The 17,617-nt window shown below is 37.1% G+C and carries 14 protein-coding genes; all 14 read left to right on the top strand.

The features are described 5' to 3' along the window. The first annotated feature begins 6 nt into the window (after nucleotides 1-6). The 14 genes from gdhA to QBE53_13795 all read left to right on the top strand — a co-directional run bounded on the left by gdhA (nucleotide 7) and on the right by QBE53_13795 (nucleotide 17,550). On the top strand, nucleotides 7-1,347 hold the full coding sequence (gene gdhA, locus QBE53_13860) for an NADP-specific glutamate dehydrogenase (protein ID WZL80871.1): 1,341 nt from the start codon (nucleotides 7-9) through the stop codon (nucleotides 1,345-1,347). Nucleotides 1,348-1,451: 104 nt separating this feature from the next. Beyond that, on the top strand, nucleotides 1,452-2,540 hold the full coding sequence (locus QBE53_13855) for a GntR family transcriptional regulator (protein WZL80870.1): 1,089 nt from the start codon (nucleotides 1,452-1,454) through the stop codon (nucleotides 2,538-2,540). A 76-nt stretch (nucleotides 2,541-2,616) separates the two neighbouring features. Continuing rightward, nucleotides 2,617-4,107 carry an L-arabinose isomerase gene (gene araA, locus QBE53_13850; GenBank protein ID WZL80869.1) on the top strand — a complete coding sequence of 497 codons (1,491 nt, stop codon included), beginning with the start codon at nucleotides 2,617-2,619 and terminating at the stop codon, nucleotides 4,105-4,107. A 28-nt stretch (nucleotides 4,108-4,135) separates the two neighbouring features. After that, entirely contained in the window at nucleotides 4,136-4,834 is a 699-nt protein-coding gene (gene araD / locus QBE53_13845) for an L-ribulose-5-phosphate 4-epimerase (GenBank protein ID WZL80868.1), read from the top strand. Nucleotides 4,835-4,848: 14 nt separating this feature from the next. Continuing rightward, the gene (locus QBE53_13840) at nucleotides 4,849-5,679 is read left to right on the top strand and encodes an AraC family transcriptional regulator (protein ID WZL80867.1); all 831 of its coding nucleotides are present in this window, start codon (nucleotides 4,849-4,851) and stop codon (nucleotides 5,677-5,679) included. Nucleotides 5,680-5,920: 241 nt separating this feature from the next. Next, on the top strand, nucleotides 5,921-7,414 hold the full coding sequence (locus QBE53_13835; protein ID WZL80866.1) for an alpha-N-arabinofuranosidase: 1,494 nt from the start codon (nucleotides 5,921-5,923) through the stop codon (nucleotides 7,412-7,414). Nucleotides 7,415-7,437: 23 nt separating this feature from the next. Further along, nucleotides 7,438-8,400 carry a glycoside hydrolase family 43 protein gene (locus QBE53_13830; GenBank protein WZL80865.1) on the top strand — a complete coding sequence of 321 codons (963 nt, stop codon included), beginning with the start codon at nucleotides 7,438-7,440 and terminating at the stop codon, nucleotides 8,398-8,400. A gap of 146 nt (nucleotides 8,401-8,546) precedes the next feature. Continuing rightward, entirely contained in the window at nucleotides 8,547-9,803 is a 1,257-nt protein-coding gene (locus QBE53_13825) for an acetate kinase (protein WZL80864.1), read from the top strand. Between the two features lie 12 nt (nucleotides 9,804-9,815). Continuing rightward, a complete protein-coding gene (locus QBE53_13820; GenBank protein ID WZL80863.1) occupies nucleotides 9,816-10,784 on the top strand; it encodes an AEC family transporter in 969 nt (322 codons plus the stop codon). 19 nt (nucleotides 10,785-10,803) lie between these two features. After that, a complete protein-coding gene (locus tag QBE53_13815) occupies nucleotides 10,804-12,564 on the top strand; it encodes a sensor histidine kinase (GenBank protein WZL80862.1) in 1,761 nt (586 codons plus the stop codon). Beyond that, complete coding sequence (locus tag QBE53_13810) at nucleotides 12,557-14,107, top strand: response regulator (protein WZL80861.1); 1,551 nt, start codon at nucleotides 12,557-12,559, stop codon at nucleotides 14,105-14,107. The genes QBE53_13815 and QBE53_13810 overlap by 8 nt, the downstream gene beginning before the upstream one ends. A 206-nt stretch (nucleotides 14,108-14,313) precedes the next feature. After that, nucleotides 14,314-15,681, top strand: coding sequence for an extracellular solute-binding protein (locus QBE53_13805; GenBank protein WZL80860.1), 1,368 nt, complete (start codon nucleotides 14,314-14,316; stop codon nucleotides 15,679-15,681). An 83-nt stretch (nucleotides 15,682-15,764) separates the two neighbouring features. After that, on the top strand, nucleotides 15,765-16,706 hold the full coding sequence (locus QBE53_13800; protein WZL80859.1) for a sugar ABC transporter permease: 942 nt from the start codon (nucleotides 15,765-15,767) through the stop codon (nucleotides 16,704-16,706). Nucleotide 16,707: 1 nt separating this feature from the next. Continuing rightward, on the top strand, nucleotides 16,708-17,550 hold the full coding sequence (locus tag QBE53_13795; GenBank protein WZL80858.1) for a carbohydrate ABC transporter permease: 843 nt from the start codon (nucleotides 16,708-16,710) through the stop codon (nucleotides 17,548-17,550). Nucleotides 17,551-17,617: the final 67 nt, after the last annotated feature.

The raw sequence follows: 17,617 nt of genomic DNA, 5'->3' as shown, positions 1-17,617 counted from the left end.
AATTATATGAAAAATCTTCAGTACATTATGGATGAAGCAAAAAAGCGTAATCCTAACGAACCGGAATTTTTACAAGCTGTTCAAGAGGTTCTTGAATCGTTAGAACCGGTTGCAGAAAAATATCCGGAATATGTTGAAGCCGGTATTTTTGAACGAATGATTGAACCTGAACGACAAATTATGTTCAGAGTACCTTGGGTTGATGATCAAGGAAAAGTGAACGTTAATCGTGGATTTAGAGTGCAGTTTAATAGTGCAATTGGTCCATATAAAGGTGGTCTGCGTTTTCACCCATCCGTTAATTTAGGAATCATTAAATTTTTAGGATTCGAACAAATCTTTAAAAATTCATTGACAAGTTTACCAATGGGTGGTGGAAAAGGTGGAAGTGATTTTGATCCAAAAGGAAAATCTGATGGGGAAATCATGCGTTTTTGCCAAAGCTTTATGTTTGAACTGAGCCGATATATCGGAGAAAATACAGATATCCCAGCAGGAGATATTGGAGTAGGTGCTCGTGAGATTGGTTATATGTATGGAATGTATAAAAAAATGCGTAATGAATTTACCGGAGTTTTAACAGGTAAAGGATTAACTTATGGTGGTTCACTTGCAAGAACCCAAGCAACAGGCTATGGTGTATGCTATTTTATGGATGAAGCAATGAAAGATATCAAAGGAAAATCCTTTGAGGGATCAACGGTTGTCATCTCAGGCTCTGGAAATGTAGCAATCTATGCGACAGAAAAAGCGCAAGAACTTGGTGCAAAAGTGGTTGCACTTAGTGATTCAAGTGGATATATTTATGACCCAGAAGGCATCAAGCTAGATACAGTTAAGCGTATCAAGGAGATTGAACGTAAACGTATCAAAGAATATGTCAAGGATCATCCGAGTGCAACATATACAGAAGGGTGCTTAGGCATTTGGAGTATTCCATGTGACATTGCACTTCCATGTGCAACACAAAATGAGCTTGATGGTGCATCAGCGCAGATGCTTGTCGATAATGGATGTTTTGCAGTGGGTGAAGGTGCGAATATGCCATCAACACCAGATGCAGTTGAGATTTTTATTAACAATAAACTTGTCTATGGTCCTGGAAAAGCGGCAAATGCAGGTGGAGTAGCAACATCAGGTTTAGAAATGAGCCAAAACAGTATGCGATATTCTTGGAGCTTTGAAGAAGTTGATGCAAAATTACAAGATATTATGGTGAATATTTATAAATCAGCAAGTGAAGCGGCAAAAGAGTTTGGCGAAGACAACAATCTTGTGATTGGGTCTAATATTGCTGGATTTATGAAAGTTGCTGAAGCAATGTATGCACAAGGTGTAGCATATTAGATAAAGTGCTGAATAAAGACTTTACAAAGTAGAAAATCAATGATAAACTTAACTTGTACGTACCAATTGCGTATAAGTTAAGTTTTTTTAATAGAGGTGCAAAGATGGCAACCAATGAACCGAAGTATCAACGTGTTAAGGAACATATTATTGAATATATTATATCAAACAACTTAAAATACAATGACCCGATTAAATCAGAAATCGAACTGATGAAAGAATTTAATGTCAGTCGGCATACAATCCGTAAGTCGATTGGTGATCTCGTCAATGAAGGATGGCTTTATAAGCATCAAGGCAGAGGAACTTTTGTTGCCAACACTAAGCCAAAGGCACCGGGAAAAGGGAAGTTAATCGGAGTGATTACAACCTACATCAAAGATTATATTTTTCCTGAGATTATCTCGGGTATTGAAGATATTCTTAGTGAACAAGGCTATAGTATCCTTCTTGGAAATACAAATAATGATATTGAAAAAGAACGGGCGATATTAAAGAATATGCTCAAACATAATTTATCCGGATTGATTGTTGAACCTACAAAAAGTATTTTTCCAAATCATAACCAAGACTTGTTTTTAAGACTTCAAAGTCAGGGTGTGCCTATTTTATTTATTCACGCGACATATCAAAATGTAAATGCTTCCTATGTCATTGAAGATGACCAAAAGGCAGGGTATTTGGCAACAAAATGTCTTATTGAAAATGGTCATGAACGTATTGCAGGAATTTTTAAACAAGATGATATGCAGGGGCATGGAAGATACTCAGGATATCTTCAAGCATTACGAGAAGCTTCTCTAGACCCTGTGGAAGGCGACGTGCTTTGGTATACAACGGAAAACAAAGAGCAACTCATGGATGTACATAATATCAATGCGATTGAACATTTGATTGATGGATGTAGCGCTCTTGTATGCTATAATGATCAGATTTCTATCGGAGTGATTCAACTGCTAAATCAAATGGGTAAAACCGTGCCTGAGGATATGTCTTTAGTGAGTTTTGACAATTCGGATATGGCGAATAAAGGAGCCGTAAAGCTGACGACCATTGCGCATCCAAAAGCGATATTAGGAGAGACAGCTGCAAAACATATGCTAAAACTCATACAAAAAGAAGAAACGATGATTCATGATATTATTGAGCCGGAGTTAATTCAAAAAAATTCGGTCTTACCATTTAAAAAATAATTGGAAGTTTCAATTATTTATATAAATACGTACGTACAACTAAAAACAAATATACGAACAATATGGAGGTTGGAAAATGAAATTAGCAAAAACTTATGAATTTTGGTTTATTACTGGAAGTCAACACCTTTATGGACCGAAGGTGCTTCAGCAAGTCGAAGAAGATACGCTTAACATGGTCAAGGGGTTAAATGCTCAAGGTGATTTCAACTATAGGATTGTTTTTAAAGAGGTTGTAAAAACACCGGATGAGATTACATCCCTTATTAAGGAAGCAAATGTAACGCAAAAGTGTGCAGGAATTATTGGGTGGATGCATACGTTTTCTCCGGCAAAGATGTGGATTGCAGGATTATCAATTTTGAATAAACCGTTTTTGCATTTACACACCCAATTTAACAGAGATATTCCTTGGGATGATATTGATATGGACTTCATGAACTTAAACCAATCAGCTCATGGTGGTCGAGAGTTTGGTTTTATCAATACGCGATTACGTATGCCGAGAAAAGTTGTTGTAGGTTATTGGGAAGCACCTAAGGTGCAACAACAAATAGGGGACTTTATGAATGTAGCAGTGGCATTATCTGAAAGCAGACAATTAAAAATTGCGCGCTTTGGTGATAATATGCGTTTTGTTGCTGTAACAGAAGGCGATAAGGTTGAAGCAGAGATAAAACTTGGATGGCAAATTCATGGATATGGTATTGGTGATTTAGTGGATTATATTGAAAAGGTGACTGACGATGAAGTAGAAGCGCTTTATAAAGAATATGAAGCAAGCTATAACATCTTAGACACGAAAGAAGAAAGTGTGGCATCGATTAAATATCAGGCAAAACTCGAAATTGCTATGGAACGATTTTTAGTTGATGGTGGATTTGGTGCTTTTACAACAACGTTTGAAGATTTGCACGGAGTTAAGCAACTGCCGGGCTTAGCGGTACAACGACTTATGGAAAAAGGCTATGGATTTGCTGGAGAAGGCGATTGGAAAACAGCAGGTCTTGTCCGACTTGTAAAAATTATGGGACAATTTAAAGGTAAAGGAACTTCGTTTATGGAAGACTATACATATCATTTGGATCCTCAAAATGCAATGGTCTTGGGAGCGCATATGCTGGAAGTGTGTCCGTCTATTGCAAATGAAAAACCCAATATATTAGTTAATCCGTTGGGTATAGGTGATCGTGAAGATCCGGCTCGATTCACATTTTCATGTAAAACCGGTCCGGCCTTGAATGCATCTATTATAGATATGGGTGGTCGCATGCGACTTATTATCAATGAAGTGGATGCGGTTAAAGTACCGCAACAGATGCCTAAGCTTCCAGTGGCACAGGCAATGTGGAAGCCCCAACCATCGTTAGAAGAAGGAGCTATGGCTTGGATTCTTGCTGGAGGAGCTCATCATACCGTCTTTTCTTTAGATGTTGGAGCACAAGAATTGCTTGATTTTGCAGAGTTTTTAGACATTGAAACGGTTCTTATCAACAACGATACGAATATGAAGACATTTCGTCAAGACTTAAAATTGAGTGATGTCCTATGGAACCTAAAGCGCTAGGTCGTTAAGCACAGATAAGGAGGCATAGATGTTAGAAGGATTAAAAAAACAAGTTTTTGAAGCAAATATGGCTTTGCCCAAACGCGGTTTAGTTGTATTTACCTGGGGAAATGTAAGTGGAATTGACCGAGCAAGTAACCTGGTTGTTATTAAGCCCAGTGGGGTTGATTATGATAGGATGACCCAAGAAGATATGGTTGTCGTTGACTTGGATGGTAATGTTGTTGAAGGCAACTATAAGCCGTCATCAGATACACCAACACATTTGGAGTTATATAAAGCTTTTTCTGATATTGGAGGTATTGTCCATACGCATTCTTCTTGGGCAACGAGTTTTGCACAGGCAGGCAGGGATATCAATCCTCTTGGCACAACCCATGCCGATTATTTCTATGGTGCTGTTCCCTGTACACGAGGGATGCGCCCCGAAGAAATTGCAATAAATTATGAAAAGGAAACGGGAACGGTCATCATTGAGACATTTAAAGAGCGGGCATTAAATCCTATGGAAATCCCGGCGGTTCTTGTTAAAGAACATGGGCCTTTTACTTGGGGAAAAGATGCAGATGCTGCAGTATATCATGCCGTTGTACTTGAGGAAGTGGCAAAGATGGCTTTTGCTTCGACGCTTTTAAAAGAGACTTCAGGTAAGGCGCATATGCAGCAAACATTATTAGACAAACATTTTTTACGTAAACATGGCAAAAATGCTTACTATGGTCAGTAGTGGAGGATAGCAAAGTGTTGTTTGAGATACATGATGTTGGATATGATTACAAAGTAAATGCATTGTTTCGAATAGAACGTCCGTGTGGCTCCAAAGATTATCTCTTTTTATTTTTTTCAACGCAGGTAAAGATGCAGATAGAAGGGGAATTAACCCATGTTAAGCCCAATTCTTTTATGCTATACGCACCTGGAGAACCTCAGTTATATTATAATCCCAAAGGTGGGTTTATCAATGATTACTTTCATTTTGATGGGCGGCAGTTGGAGGCGTATTTTCAACGGTTAGGACTTGAGGTGAATACCCCCTATGAGATGAAGGACTATAACTTTATACGTTTTTTTGTTCGTAAAATTGAAAAAGAGTATATCCGTAAAGATATATTTTGGGCAGAACGGATTAGTTCCCAAATGGAAGATTTTTTTATTGGGCTTGCAAGGCTACATAAGTATAAACAAGATTATTCGCTGGACCCATATAAAACGACGATGATTGAAAAGTTTAAAGCAGCACGTGAACAAATATTTACCAATTTGTCAATGAACTGGACAATCGATGAAATGGCGGACTTGGTTTATTTGAGTCGATCGAGATTTTCGGTGTTATACAAGGAGTTTTTTGACTGTAGCCCAAAGGAAGATCTGATTCAGGCACGAATGACAAGGGCGAAGTACTTGCTCGCTTCATCGACGGGAACCGTCAAAGAAGTTGCAGAAAAAGTTGGATATGATAACATCTATCATTTTAGTAAACAGTTTAAAAAAATTAGTGGATACTCACCGAGAAAGTATGTAGAGTTATCCAAAAATATGGATGCGGATATGATGAATCAAGCAATATTATAGAAGCGGTACAAAGACAGTACGTATGGAGATGAACAATCTCAAGATAACGTACTGTCTTTTGGTTTAATATAGGGGGGCATTTTACTAGGGATATCACAGGATTTAATGCAACAAAATGATAAAATATTGAGGCGAGTTCTTTGTTGACGATAAAATAGTAAAATGATATACTTTAAATATATTTAAAGTACTTTATAAAAAACTATAATAAGTGTGATTAACATGTATAAAGGAGAACGCTATGAAAAGTGCAAGTTGTCTCGTTAACAAAAATTATAGGATTGCAGATATTGATGAAAGAGTATATGGTTCATTTATTGAGCATATGGGAAGAGCGGTTTATACCGGAATATATGAACCTGGACATCAAAAAGCAGATGAACAAGGGTTTCGAAAAGATGTCATCCAAGCCATTGATGAGCTTAATGTTCCGATTGTTCGATATCCTGGTGGAAACTTTTTATCAGGGTATGATTGGAAGGATGGAGTAGGACCCAAGGAAGAACGCCCGGTTCGCCTTGACTATGCTTGGTTTTCGATTGAAGACAATACCTTTGGAATTGACGAGTTTGCAGATTGGACACGTAAGGCAAATACACAGGGAATGATTGCAGTAAACCTTGGAACAGGCACGCCACAAGAAGCAGGGCAGCTTATAGAATATTGTAATATTGACAAAGGAACCTATTGGAGTGATCTTCGGCGCAAACATGGGCATGAACAACCGCATAACTTCAAAGTGTGGTGCTTAGGCAATGAAATGGATGGTCCATGGCAAACTTGTCAGATGACAGCAACAGACTATGCAAAGAAGGCAAAAGAAACAGCCAAAATTTTAAAATGGGTCGACCCAGAGATTGAAGTTGTAGCGTGTGGAAGTTCAAGTAAAGATATGCCGACATTTCCAGAATGGGATTTGACAGTTCTAGATCATACCTATGACTATATCGACTACATTTCATTGCATCGATATTATGAATATAGTGGTGATGTCCAAAATTTTTTGGCAGCACATTATGATTTGAATGATTTTATTCAAACGGTGCGGGCAGCAGCGGACTATGTAAAAGCAAAACACAGAGGAAAAAAAGATATTTACCTTAGTCTAGATGAGTGGAATGTTTGGTATAACTCAAATATGAATACAAAACGTTGGCAGCATGCACCGGCTATTGCAGAAGATGTATATACACTGTTAGATGCTTTGGTTGTAGGTGGATTGCTATGTACCATTGTTAATAATGCTGACAGAGTAAAAATGGCGTGTCTTGCACAACTTGTCAATGCATTAGCTCCTATTCATACGGCCCCTAATGGAGAGGTGCTTAAACATACGACCTATTATCCCTTCCAACAGGTGAGTAATTATGGACGTGGTGAAGTTTACAAAAACCTTATGGTTTGCGACACCGTTAAGACAGAGCGTTATGGTGACATTCCAGAACTACAGAGTTTGTCAACGTTTGATCAAGAACGAAAAGAATTGGCGTTTTTTGTTTTAAACACAAATCAAGAAGAAGCAATACAGTTACATCTTGACTTAAAGGAATTTGGACAACTGCGTATGATAGACCATGAGACCCTTATGGGAGAGGATTTGTTCGCAGTTAACTCTTTTGAGGATCCAACCCACATTATACCTAAAAAGGCGAATTTAGACCAAGGTGTAGGAACAGAGTTTTGTATAGAACTACCCAAATTATCATGGCACATGATTCGCTTTCAGGTTCAATAAAAACGAAGGAGTACATAAGTCTAATGGTAGAAAAAAAGGTTGATCAATGGAGAAATCCATTAATTAAGCATAGAGCTGACCCTTGGATAATGTTGCATGCAGACGGATATTATTATTTTGTTGCAACAGTGCCCACCTATGATTATATCGAACTTCGACGAAGTAAAACTGTGAGTGGTCTTGCGAAAGTTGAGCCTAAAATTATATGGCGTGAACATGATAAAGGCGACATGAAATATCATATTTGGGCGCCTGAGATTCACTATATCAACAGTAAGTGGTACATATATTTTGCCGCTGGGCATGAACAAGACCCATGGAGAATTCGAATGTATGTCCTTGAGTGTGGAGGAAAAAATCCCTTAGAAGCGCCTTGGGTGGAAAAAGGTCAAATAAAGTCACGTTGGGACACGTTTAGTTTAGATGCAACAACTTTTGAGCATCAGAGTGAACAATATATGATATGGGCACAAAGTGATCCAAATATTGCAGGTAATTCAAACCTATATATTGATAAAATGATTAATCCATGGACTCTAAGTGGTCAACAGGTTATGATATCAACACCAGAATATCCATGGGAGCGTATAGGGTTTAATGTTAATGAAGGTCCAGCAGTGCTAAAAACAGATGCAAAAATTTATGTAAGCTATTCTGCGAGTAAAACAGACCATAATTATTGCTTGGGACTACTTGAGATAGATACGGACAAAAACCTGCTCAATCCAAAGCATTGGAAAAAGTACAAAGAACCTGTGTTTACAACCAGCGAAGTAAATCAACAGTACGGACCGGGACATAACTGTTTTGTCCGAAAAAAGACGACCGATGAGATTATTCTTGTCTATCATGCAAGAAGTTATAAGCAGATTCAAGGCGACCCGTTAAGTGATCCAAATCGTCACACGCGGGCTCAGGTTATACGCTTAGATGCTGGTGAAATTATATTTGACCAGCCGATTAAAGATGGTGTTCTTTGCGGTTAATATCCAGTATATAGTAGGACGGTGCATATGCACCGCGCCTACTATTTTTTTCGAGGGATGAGAAAGTCCTACTTTTACTTTCTGTATATAGGGATTTCTGTTATAATAAATGAGATGATTTAGTACATAAACTTAAGGAGGACGTAATGAATAAGTATATCTTAGCACTTAACTGTGGAAGTTCGTCATTAAAATTTACTTTGTTTTTGATTACTGATGGGCATCAATTAGAGCATAACCTGAGTGGGGTTGTTGAAGAAATAGGTAATATTGAAAAGAGTCGGTTAAAGCTTGAAGTCAATGAAGAAAAATCAATTCGTAATATGCCGCTGCCTAACCATCGAGATGCGTTGGAAGCTGTGTTTAGAGTGTTTGAAGAGTTTAACATTCATAAAGAGGATATCAAGAGTATCGGACACCGTGTAGTCCATGGCGGAACTAAATATAACCATAGTATTTTAATTGAGCAAGAGGTTTTAAATACAATTGAACAACTTATTCCCATTGCACCATTACATAATCCGCCAAATCTATTGGGAATCAACGTTGCCAGAGAAGTCATGGGGGATATACCTCAAGTGGCAGTTTTTGATACTGCGTTTCATGCAACATTACCGGAATATGCTTTTCGCTATGGAATTCCCGAACAATGGTATAAAGAGTTTGATGTACGTACTTATGGTTTTCATGGAACATCCCATATGTATGTGGCAAAGCGTGCTGCAAGTATACTTGGAAAAGCATATGACACCTTTAATGGGATAACTGCACATTTAGGTAATGGATGTAGTATTACAAAAGTGCATAATGGACAATCTGTGGACACATCGATGGGATTCACACCGCTTGAAGGGGTGATTATGGGGACACGTTCAGGTGATATTGATCCAGCCATCATAGCCCATGTCGTTAATCAGTTGATAGAACGGGAGGCGATAAGCCATAAGGAGGCTTTTGACCGGGTGATGACTGCCTTGAATAAAGAAAGCGGCTTAAAAGCTTTAGGCAAAACAAATATGATGCAGGAGATACGGGCAAAAGCGGAACAAGGCGATGTTCAAGCAGAGTTGGTTGTATCTATTTATGCATATCGCATTGCAAAATATATTGGAGCTTATTGGGCAACCCTTGACGGATGTGACGCATTAGTTTTTACAGCGGGATTAGGAGAAAATGAAGGATATGTTCGTAAAAAAATAGCAGGATTTCTTGCAAATATCGGCATAGAAATAGATGATGAAAAAAATAAGATTCGAAAAGAAGAAGTTCAAATCGGAGAATCTAAAACACATGGATTAAAAGTGATGATGATTCCAACGGATGAAGAGATTGTTATAGGTTATGATGCATATTATTTAGGGTATCTTGGACAAGAACTTCCGAAAAAGTATCCATTTGAATAGGGAGTATATTATATGAATGCATTTATACTGACATTTAATGCCATTGCGCCTGTATTTCTCATGATTATTCTAGGGTATGGGATGAAACGGGTAAAGCTGGTATCCGAAGACTTTGTGACAACATCGATGAAGCTTGTTTTTAAAGTATTTCTTCCGGTTTTGCTTTTTCAAAAAGTGGCAAATATAGACATAGAAACAACGATAACATTAGATGATATGTGGCTTATGGGGTATAGCATTGTGGCGCTGCTACTATCAGCAGGTATTGGAAGCGTCATAGCTAAACGTGTATTGAAGCTTAATCGTAATCACCGTGGATTTGTACAAGGTGCCTTTATTCAAGGCGCCTTTCGGACCAATTATGCAATCATCAGTTATCCTATTTTATTAGGAATGTTTGGGGATGCGGTGGTCTTAAAATTAGCTTTAGTCACGGTGATTTCGATTCCGATTTTTAATATTGTTTCCATTATTGCACTAACACCTCAAAAAAGCCACGATATGAAAACATATGCGAAGTTGTTAAAAAACATCATATCAAATCCCCTGATTATCGGGATTGTATTGGGATTTTTTTCGGCAATGCTTAAGCTTGACTATCCTAAATCAATTGAAGCTTTTATTGATTTGACGGCATCGATAGCTACGCCTTTGGCACTAGTATCGTTAGGGATTTTCTTTCGATTTGATCATTTTAGAGAGACACTTAAGTTAACACTTGTAGCGACAGGAATTAAGAACGTTTTATTGCCATTTATCTTTTCACCGATTGCTTATTGGCTTGGGCTTAGTCCTATGAATATTGTTATCATTACAATATTGGTGGGTGGACCTACGGCAGTTAGTAGCTTTGCGATGAGTAAAGAGATGGGGGCGGATGCCGTGTTAGCAGGTAATATTATCATTATGACGACACTGGTGTGCTCATTTACATTAATGCTATTTTTGACATTCTGGGTCAGTGTATTAGGAATTGTATAATGAATATTAGGAGTCGACGATGAATATAAAAAAATATTATGATAAATTAAAAATAAAAGAAAAACTTACTATGGCACATCTTTTGATTGTGCTATTAGTAAGTTTTGTTAGTTGGACTGCATTTCAGCTATCGTTTGGCGTATATAATAATCTGTTATATCAATCTTCAGCACAAGTTTTACAATTATCGACAAACCAGATTGAAAGTGAATTGCGCAAGATGGATTCTTATTCGTATAACTTATTGTCAGATAAAAATGTTCAACAAAAGATGATCGATATAAAATATGAGACGAATGCATATCAACAATATAATTTGGTTGATGAATTATTAGAACGCTTTCTTATCTATGTTGCATCAGAGCGAAATATCTCCACCATTTACTTTATCGACACTCAAGCAGGACAACATCCAGAAGGAATAAATCCGGTCTCTCTTGCAGAAGATGTGAAAAACCAAACGATTCATTCGGCACTAGAAGCCGGTGGTAATAGTGTAATTATTGATGAATACGCACAACGAGGGATGATTATCTTAGCAAGGCAATTTAGGTCAACGGCACAATTAAGTCTTGAAAATCTTGGGGTTGTCGCGTTTCGGTTAGAACTTAGCCAATTGGGTGATGCATATGTTTCTAATGCAAGTATGAAGGACTCGCATTTATTCATTTTTTCAGAAAATAACCTTGTTTACAAAGATCCTACATCAGAAAATATTCAGTTGAGCTTAGAGGACCTAAATGCAGATGACGGGTTTTCTATAAAAACCATTGATGGGAAAAAATACTTTCTCACGTATTCCACGTCAAACTATACCAACTGGACCTATGTTAATGTCATTGGATATAATGAAGCGTTTAATCAGATTGAACGTATGCGTATATTGATCGTCCTTGTATTTATCGGTGTGTTTGTTCTTGGAAGTGTAATCAGTGTCTTGTTGGCTAAAAGTATAACCAAGCCGATTATGGATCTTACACTACGCATGAAGCGTGTTGAGACAGGGGATTTTAGTGAAGTGAAGATAGACTCTCACATTCAAGAACGAGAAGATGAAATTGGTACCTTACATAAAGACTTTGAATTGATGATTTCTCGAATCAACACCTTAATTGATGAAAACTTTAAAAAACAAATTGTCATAAAAGACACTAATTTTAAAGCGTTGCAAGCCCAAATTAATCCCCACTTTTTATACAATACCTTGGAATCCATTAATTGGCTCGCCAAGGCGAATCATCAAGAAGAAATTGCAACCATGGTTAAAGCATTAGGCAAACTTTTGCGTAATGCAGTTAATACTGATGAATTTATGATTACGATTGGAGAAGAACTTGAACTGCTAGATGCCTACATCAGCATTCAAAAATATCGATATGAAGAACGTTTGGTATATAGAAGCCATGTTAACCGAAGCTTTTGGGGCATACAGATTCCAAAACTGACATTGCAGCCTTTAGTTGAAAATGCGATTGTACATTCACTGGAAAATATGCTAGAGCCATGCGAGATCTCTGTTCATGCCAAAAAACAAGAGGGTATGATCATGCTATATATACAAGATAATGGACTCGGTATTGAAGAAAAGACGTTAAAGAAGCTCCAAAAAAATGAACCCTTGGAAAGTCGTAAGGGAATGGGCATTGGCGTCCAAAACATTGATGAACGCCTAAAAATGACATTCGGGTCAGAGTATGGCCTCTTTATTACCAGTAACATCGGCGAAGGTACCCGAATTGAGATTCGTATACCTGAAGAAAGGAAGAGTGAAAATGTATAAAATCTTGCTTGTAGATGATGAACGTATTATTAGAGAAAGTATCTCAAGTTTAATCGATTGGCAAGCCTATGGGTTTGAACTGATAGGGGCGGCAAAACATGGCATTGAAGCCTATGATATTATCCTTCGTGAACACCCGGATTTAGTCATTACAGATTTGAAGATGCCGGTAATGTCCGGGATTCAACTTATTGAAAAAGTAAAAATGAAATACCCGGAAATAGAGTTTGCTATTTTGTCTGGTCACAGTGAGTTCAAGTTGGCTAAAGAGACGATGAAGCATGGAGTAAAGCATTATCTGTTAAAACCTTGTGATGAAAAAGATTTGATTCAGATTTTAGAGGATGTACGAAGCCGACTTGTACTCAAAGAAAAACGTGAAGATTTTATTAAGAAAAATAACGAAAAATTGGAAAAGATTATTCCTTTGGTCAAGGAACAATTCATACGTGATTTTATTATGAGCCGCCACCAAAATCAAGATGAACTGGACTATTTTATCAACCTGTTTAATGTCAAAAACAAGCGTATTCGTGTGATTATCATGCAACCCATGGGCGAGTATAATTTTAATACCTTGTTTGCCCTATTAAATATTGTCAAACGTCAAACGTTCCAAGAATCGATTTATTTTAAAACAACAGTCAATAAAAGTGTCTTGCTGATCGTGGAGAATCTGGAAGAAAAGCAAATTGAAGAATTTTTAACGGAAGTGATGGAAAACTTCAAGTATTTGGCAGATAGGGATTTAGTAACAACCTATACGCGGGAAGGTGATTTTGATGAAGTCAGTATTTTATTTCAAAAAGCTCAAGATTATCTTAACTATGCGTTTTATTTAGGTAATAGCTGTATAATTTCTTATAAAGACATCGAACAAGGCATGCAAATCAGCGAAGTCGATAGTATTGATCTTCAAGAGATTGTTACAACAGTAAAGTCAGGAAATTCAGAGCTTTTCAATCAAAAAATTACGGAATATTTTGATCATTTGTCTAAGATGCGTTTTGATATCAGTACCTTTAAGTTTTACTGTATTGAATTAGCTTCTGCGATTCTTCGCCAATGCCAAACAGATCAGGCGAATGCATACATCCAAAAACTACTTGAGATACAACTATATGATAATTTTGAACAAACAAAAGATGAGATTATAAAGATAGGCAATGAAATTGTAGCCATGAACTATTCTGGAATCATTCATCGACATAATGAAATTGTAGAAAACATGTTACGTATCATTGATGAACATATTGAGCAAGAAGAGCTATCGCTAAAATGGATTGCTAGTGAGGTGCTTTTTATGAACAGTGGGTACTTATCTAAGCTTTTTTCAAAAGAAATGGACGAGAACTTTTCACAATATCTCATGCGCCGTCGTATTGAAAAGGCAAAAGTGGTTATTGAACAATCGGCATCAGCGAAGGTGTATGAGATTGCTTCAAAAGTAGGTATGGGTAATAATCCACAATACTTTAGCCAATTATTCAAACGTTATACCGGAATGACCCCATCAGAATATAAAAATCAGACAATGGGATAAGAAGAATATTGGGCAATAATGACATGATTTTATACAAAAGACATAAAAGTGAACAAAATGTTTCTGAAAAATAATAAAATAGCCGTTAGAGTACTTTTTTTAAACAAAACTGAACATGATATTCGATTGTGGTAAAGGGTGTTTCTATGTAAACTAAGAGAGTATTAAGAAACAGATTACTTAAATTATTTCAGGAGGTAGTTATAATGAAAAAAGTATTGTCAATGTTACTCGTTCTTATGATGGTAACAGCATTATTTGCAGGTTGTGGTAAAGATGAAGATAACACAGCAGATAGTGGAACAAACACAGGGGCTGAAGATACGGCAACAGATTCAGGAAGCACAGATACACAGACAGATTCTGAAAGCTCAGATGGAGACATCGTATTACGTGTTGCATGGTGGGGAAATCAAGTGCGTGATGAAAGAACAGAAAAAGCATTAGCACTTTACACTGAAATGAACCCAAATGTAACGTTTGAATTAGAACCAATTGGTTGGGCAGGGTATTGGGACAAACTTGCAACACAAACAGCAGGTGGATCATTACCAGATATTATTCAACAAGATTATGCGTTTATTGGACAATATATTGATAAAGGTGTATTAGCGGATCTTACACCTTATGTTGAATCTGGAGCATTAAATCTTGATGATGTAGCACCGGCAAACTTAGAAGGTGGACGTTCAGGTGAAGGATTATATGGTGTTCCACTTGGAATGAATGCATTAGCATATGTATATAACAAAACATTAATGGACCAAATGGGTTATGATGCAGTGGATCCTGATTGGACATGGAATGATTTCCAAACACTTGTTACTAATGCTTATACAGAACACGGTATTCGTTCAGATGCACCTTTATGGGATGATCCAAAATTCTTACTTGAAAACTTATTACGTCAAAACGGAAAATCAGTATACAATGAAGCAGGTAACGCATTAGGATTTGATACAACAGATGAACTTGTGACAATGTTTACAATGTTAGCAGATAATACAGAGGCTGGAGCATTCCCAGATCCTCAAGAGATTGCACAAAAAACAACAATGGAAGAATCTTTGTTTGTTAATGATGAAACCCTTGGTGGATTTATCTGGAGTAACTTCTTCGTAGCCTATGCAGATCTTATGGATTCAGAATTAGAATTAACTGTGATGCCAAACGATGAGAATGGTGCATCAGGTCTTTATCTAAAACCTTCACAATTCTTCTCAGTAACAGAAAGCTCTGAACATAAAGAAGAAGCAGCAAAAGTTATTGACTTTATTACAAACTCAATTGAAGCCAATGAAATCTTACTTGCTGAACGTGGTGTTCCAATTGCAGCAACAGTTCGTGATGGAATTAAAGACAGTGTAAGTGCTGAAGTAGCAGCAACATTTGATTACATTGCACTTGCTGAAAACTATGCAACACCAATCTCAGCTCCAGAACCAGCAGGAGCAGCTGAAGTAACCAAAGCGCTTAAGTCAATTTATGAAGAAGTAGCTTATGGTGTAACAACACCAGAAGATGGTGCTGAACGATTTATTCAAGAAGCAAATTCTATTTTATCAGTAAATTAATTTAACTTGTAAGTCATTAAATCATGTGAATTGACCGGTTATCCTTTTTATAAGGATAGCCGGTAAAAATTAGGAGATGTATTATGGATAAAAAAGTTCAAACTTCAAATTTTCGAGAACGTGTATCAGCATTTATGGATAAAGACAATACCGTTGGGTATGTCTTCATATTACCTTGGTTAATTGGTTTTTTTGCCTTTACCTTTATCCCCGTGATAGCATCTCTCGTACTTTCATTTACAAAATACGATTTGTTATCTCCGCCTACATTTATTGGGCTCAAAAACTATATTACCATGTTTACTGGAGATGCACTCTTTATCAAATCAGTAAAAATCACCTTTACTTTTGTAGCGATATCCGTACCGTTACGACTGATCTTTGCGCTATTATTGGCAATGGTCTTTAATAAACCTACGAAATTAACAGGATTTTATAGGGCTGTTTACTATATACCTTCAATTGTTGGAGGAAGTGTTGCGATTGCAGTTATGTGGAGCCGAATTTTTGATGCAGAAGGTGCGGTGAACACGATTTTAATGAGTCTAGGGATTTTAAAAGAACCACTTTACTGGTTAGGAAATCCAAAGACAACGATGGTTGTTTTAGTCCTTTTATATGTATGGCAGTTTGGATCGGCGATGCTTATATTCTTAGCAGGCCTAAAGCAAATACCAATTAGCTTATATGAATCGGCAAAAATTGACGGTGCAAATAAACTACAGCAATTCTTTAAAATAACAATACCAATGTTAACACCAATCATTTTATTTAACTTGATTATGCAAGTAATTAATGGGTTTATGATGTTTACACAAGCCTTTGTCTTAACCAATGGAACCGGTGGACCGTTAAATAGTCTATTAGTATACTCGATGTATATGTATAGAAAAACATTTGAATTCTATCAAATGGGATATGGTTCTGCTATGGCATGGTTCATGTTGATTGTGGTAAGTATTATGACAGGTATCATCTTTAAGACATCAAATCAATGGGTATTCTATGAGGCGAAGGAGGACTAATATGAAACGTAAACAACTAATAGGACGCATTGTATATCATGTTGTTATCATGGGCTTTGCATATGTTATGATTTATCCGATTTTATGGATGTTCTTTGCTTCATTTAAAGATAATATGGAAATATTTGCAGATGCAAGTAAACTTTGGCCTGAACACTTTGACTTTGGAAATTATGCGCGAGGATGGGCAGGATTTAGTGGATATACCTTTGGAACGTTCTTTAAAAACTCAGCAGTTATTTCAGTAATATCAACGGCTGCAACGGTCTTTTCATCAGCGATTATAGCTTATGGATTTGCACGTGTGAAGTTTAAATTTCAAAAGTTTTGGTTTGCAGTTATGATTTCTACCATGATGCTGCCAATCCAAATCATCATGGTTCCACAGTTTATTATTTTCCATAAGCTTAATATGGTTGGAACAATTTTACCCGTGGTTCTTCCACACTTTTTCGGAGTCCCATTCTTTATCTTTCTGATGATGCAGTTTATTCAGGGGGTTCCAAGAGATTTGGATGAAGCGGCTAAAATCGATGGATGTAGCAAGTATGCGATTTTCTATAAGATTATTTTGCCACTAATGAAGCCGGCACTAGTGACTGCGACCATCTTCCAATTCTACTGGAAGTGGGATGACTTCTTAGGGCCACTACTTTACTTGAACAAACCGGAAAAATATACGGCAACCTTAGCTTTGAGATTGTTTGCTGATCCGGGAAGTACAGTACCTTGGGGGGAGATGCTCTCCATGGCAACATTATCCATTGTACCTATTGTACTCATTTTCTTAATCTTCCAAAAATATCTTGTTGAAGGAATCTCTACATCAGGATTAAAAGGTTAGTGTAAAACAGGTATATATCGAAGTGGACGCGACAGACACAAAAAGTGCAAGCGCTCTAGTGACTGTC

It is taken from the genome of Vallitaleaceae bacterium 9-2 (assembly GCA_038396585.1).
In the GTDB taxonomy this organism is placed as follows: Bacteria; Bacillota; Clostridia; order Lachnospirales; family Vallitaleaceae; genus UBA1351.
The sequence above is the reverse complement of the archived record's forward strand: the minus strand, read 5'-3'. Positions and strand labels throughout refer to the sequence as shown.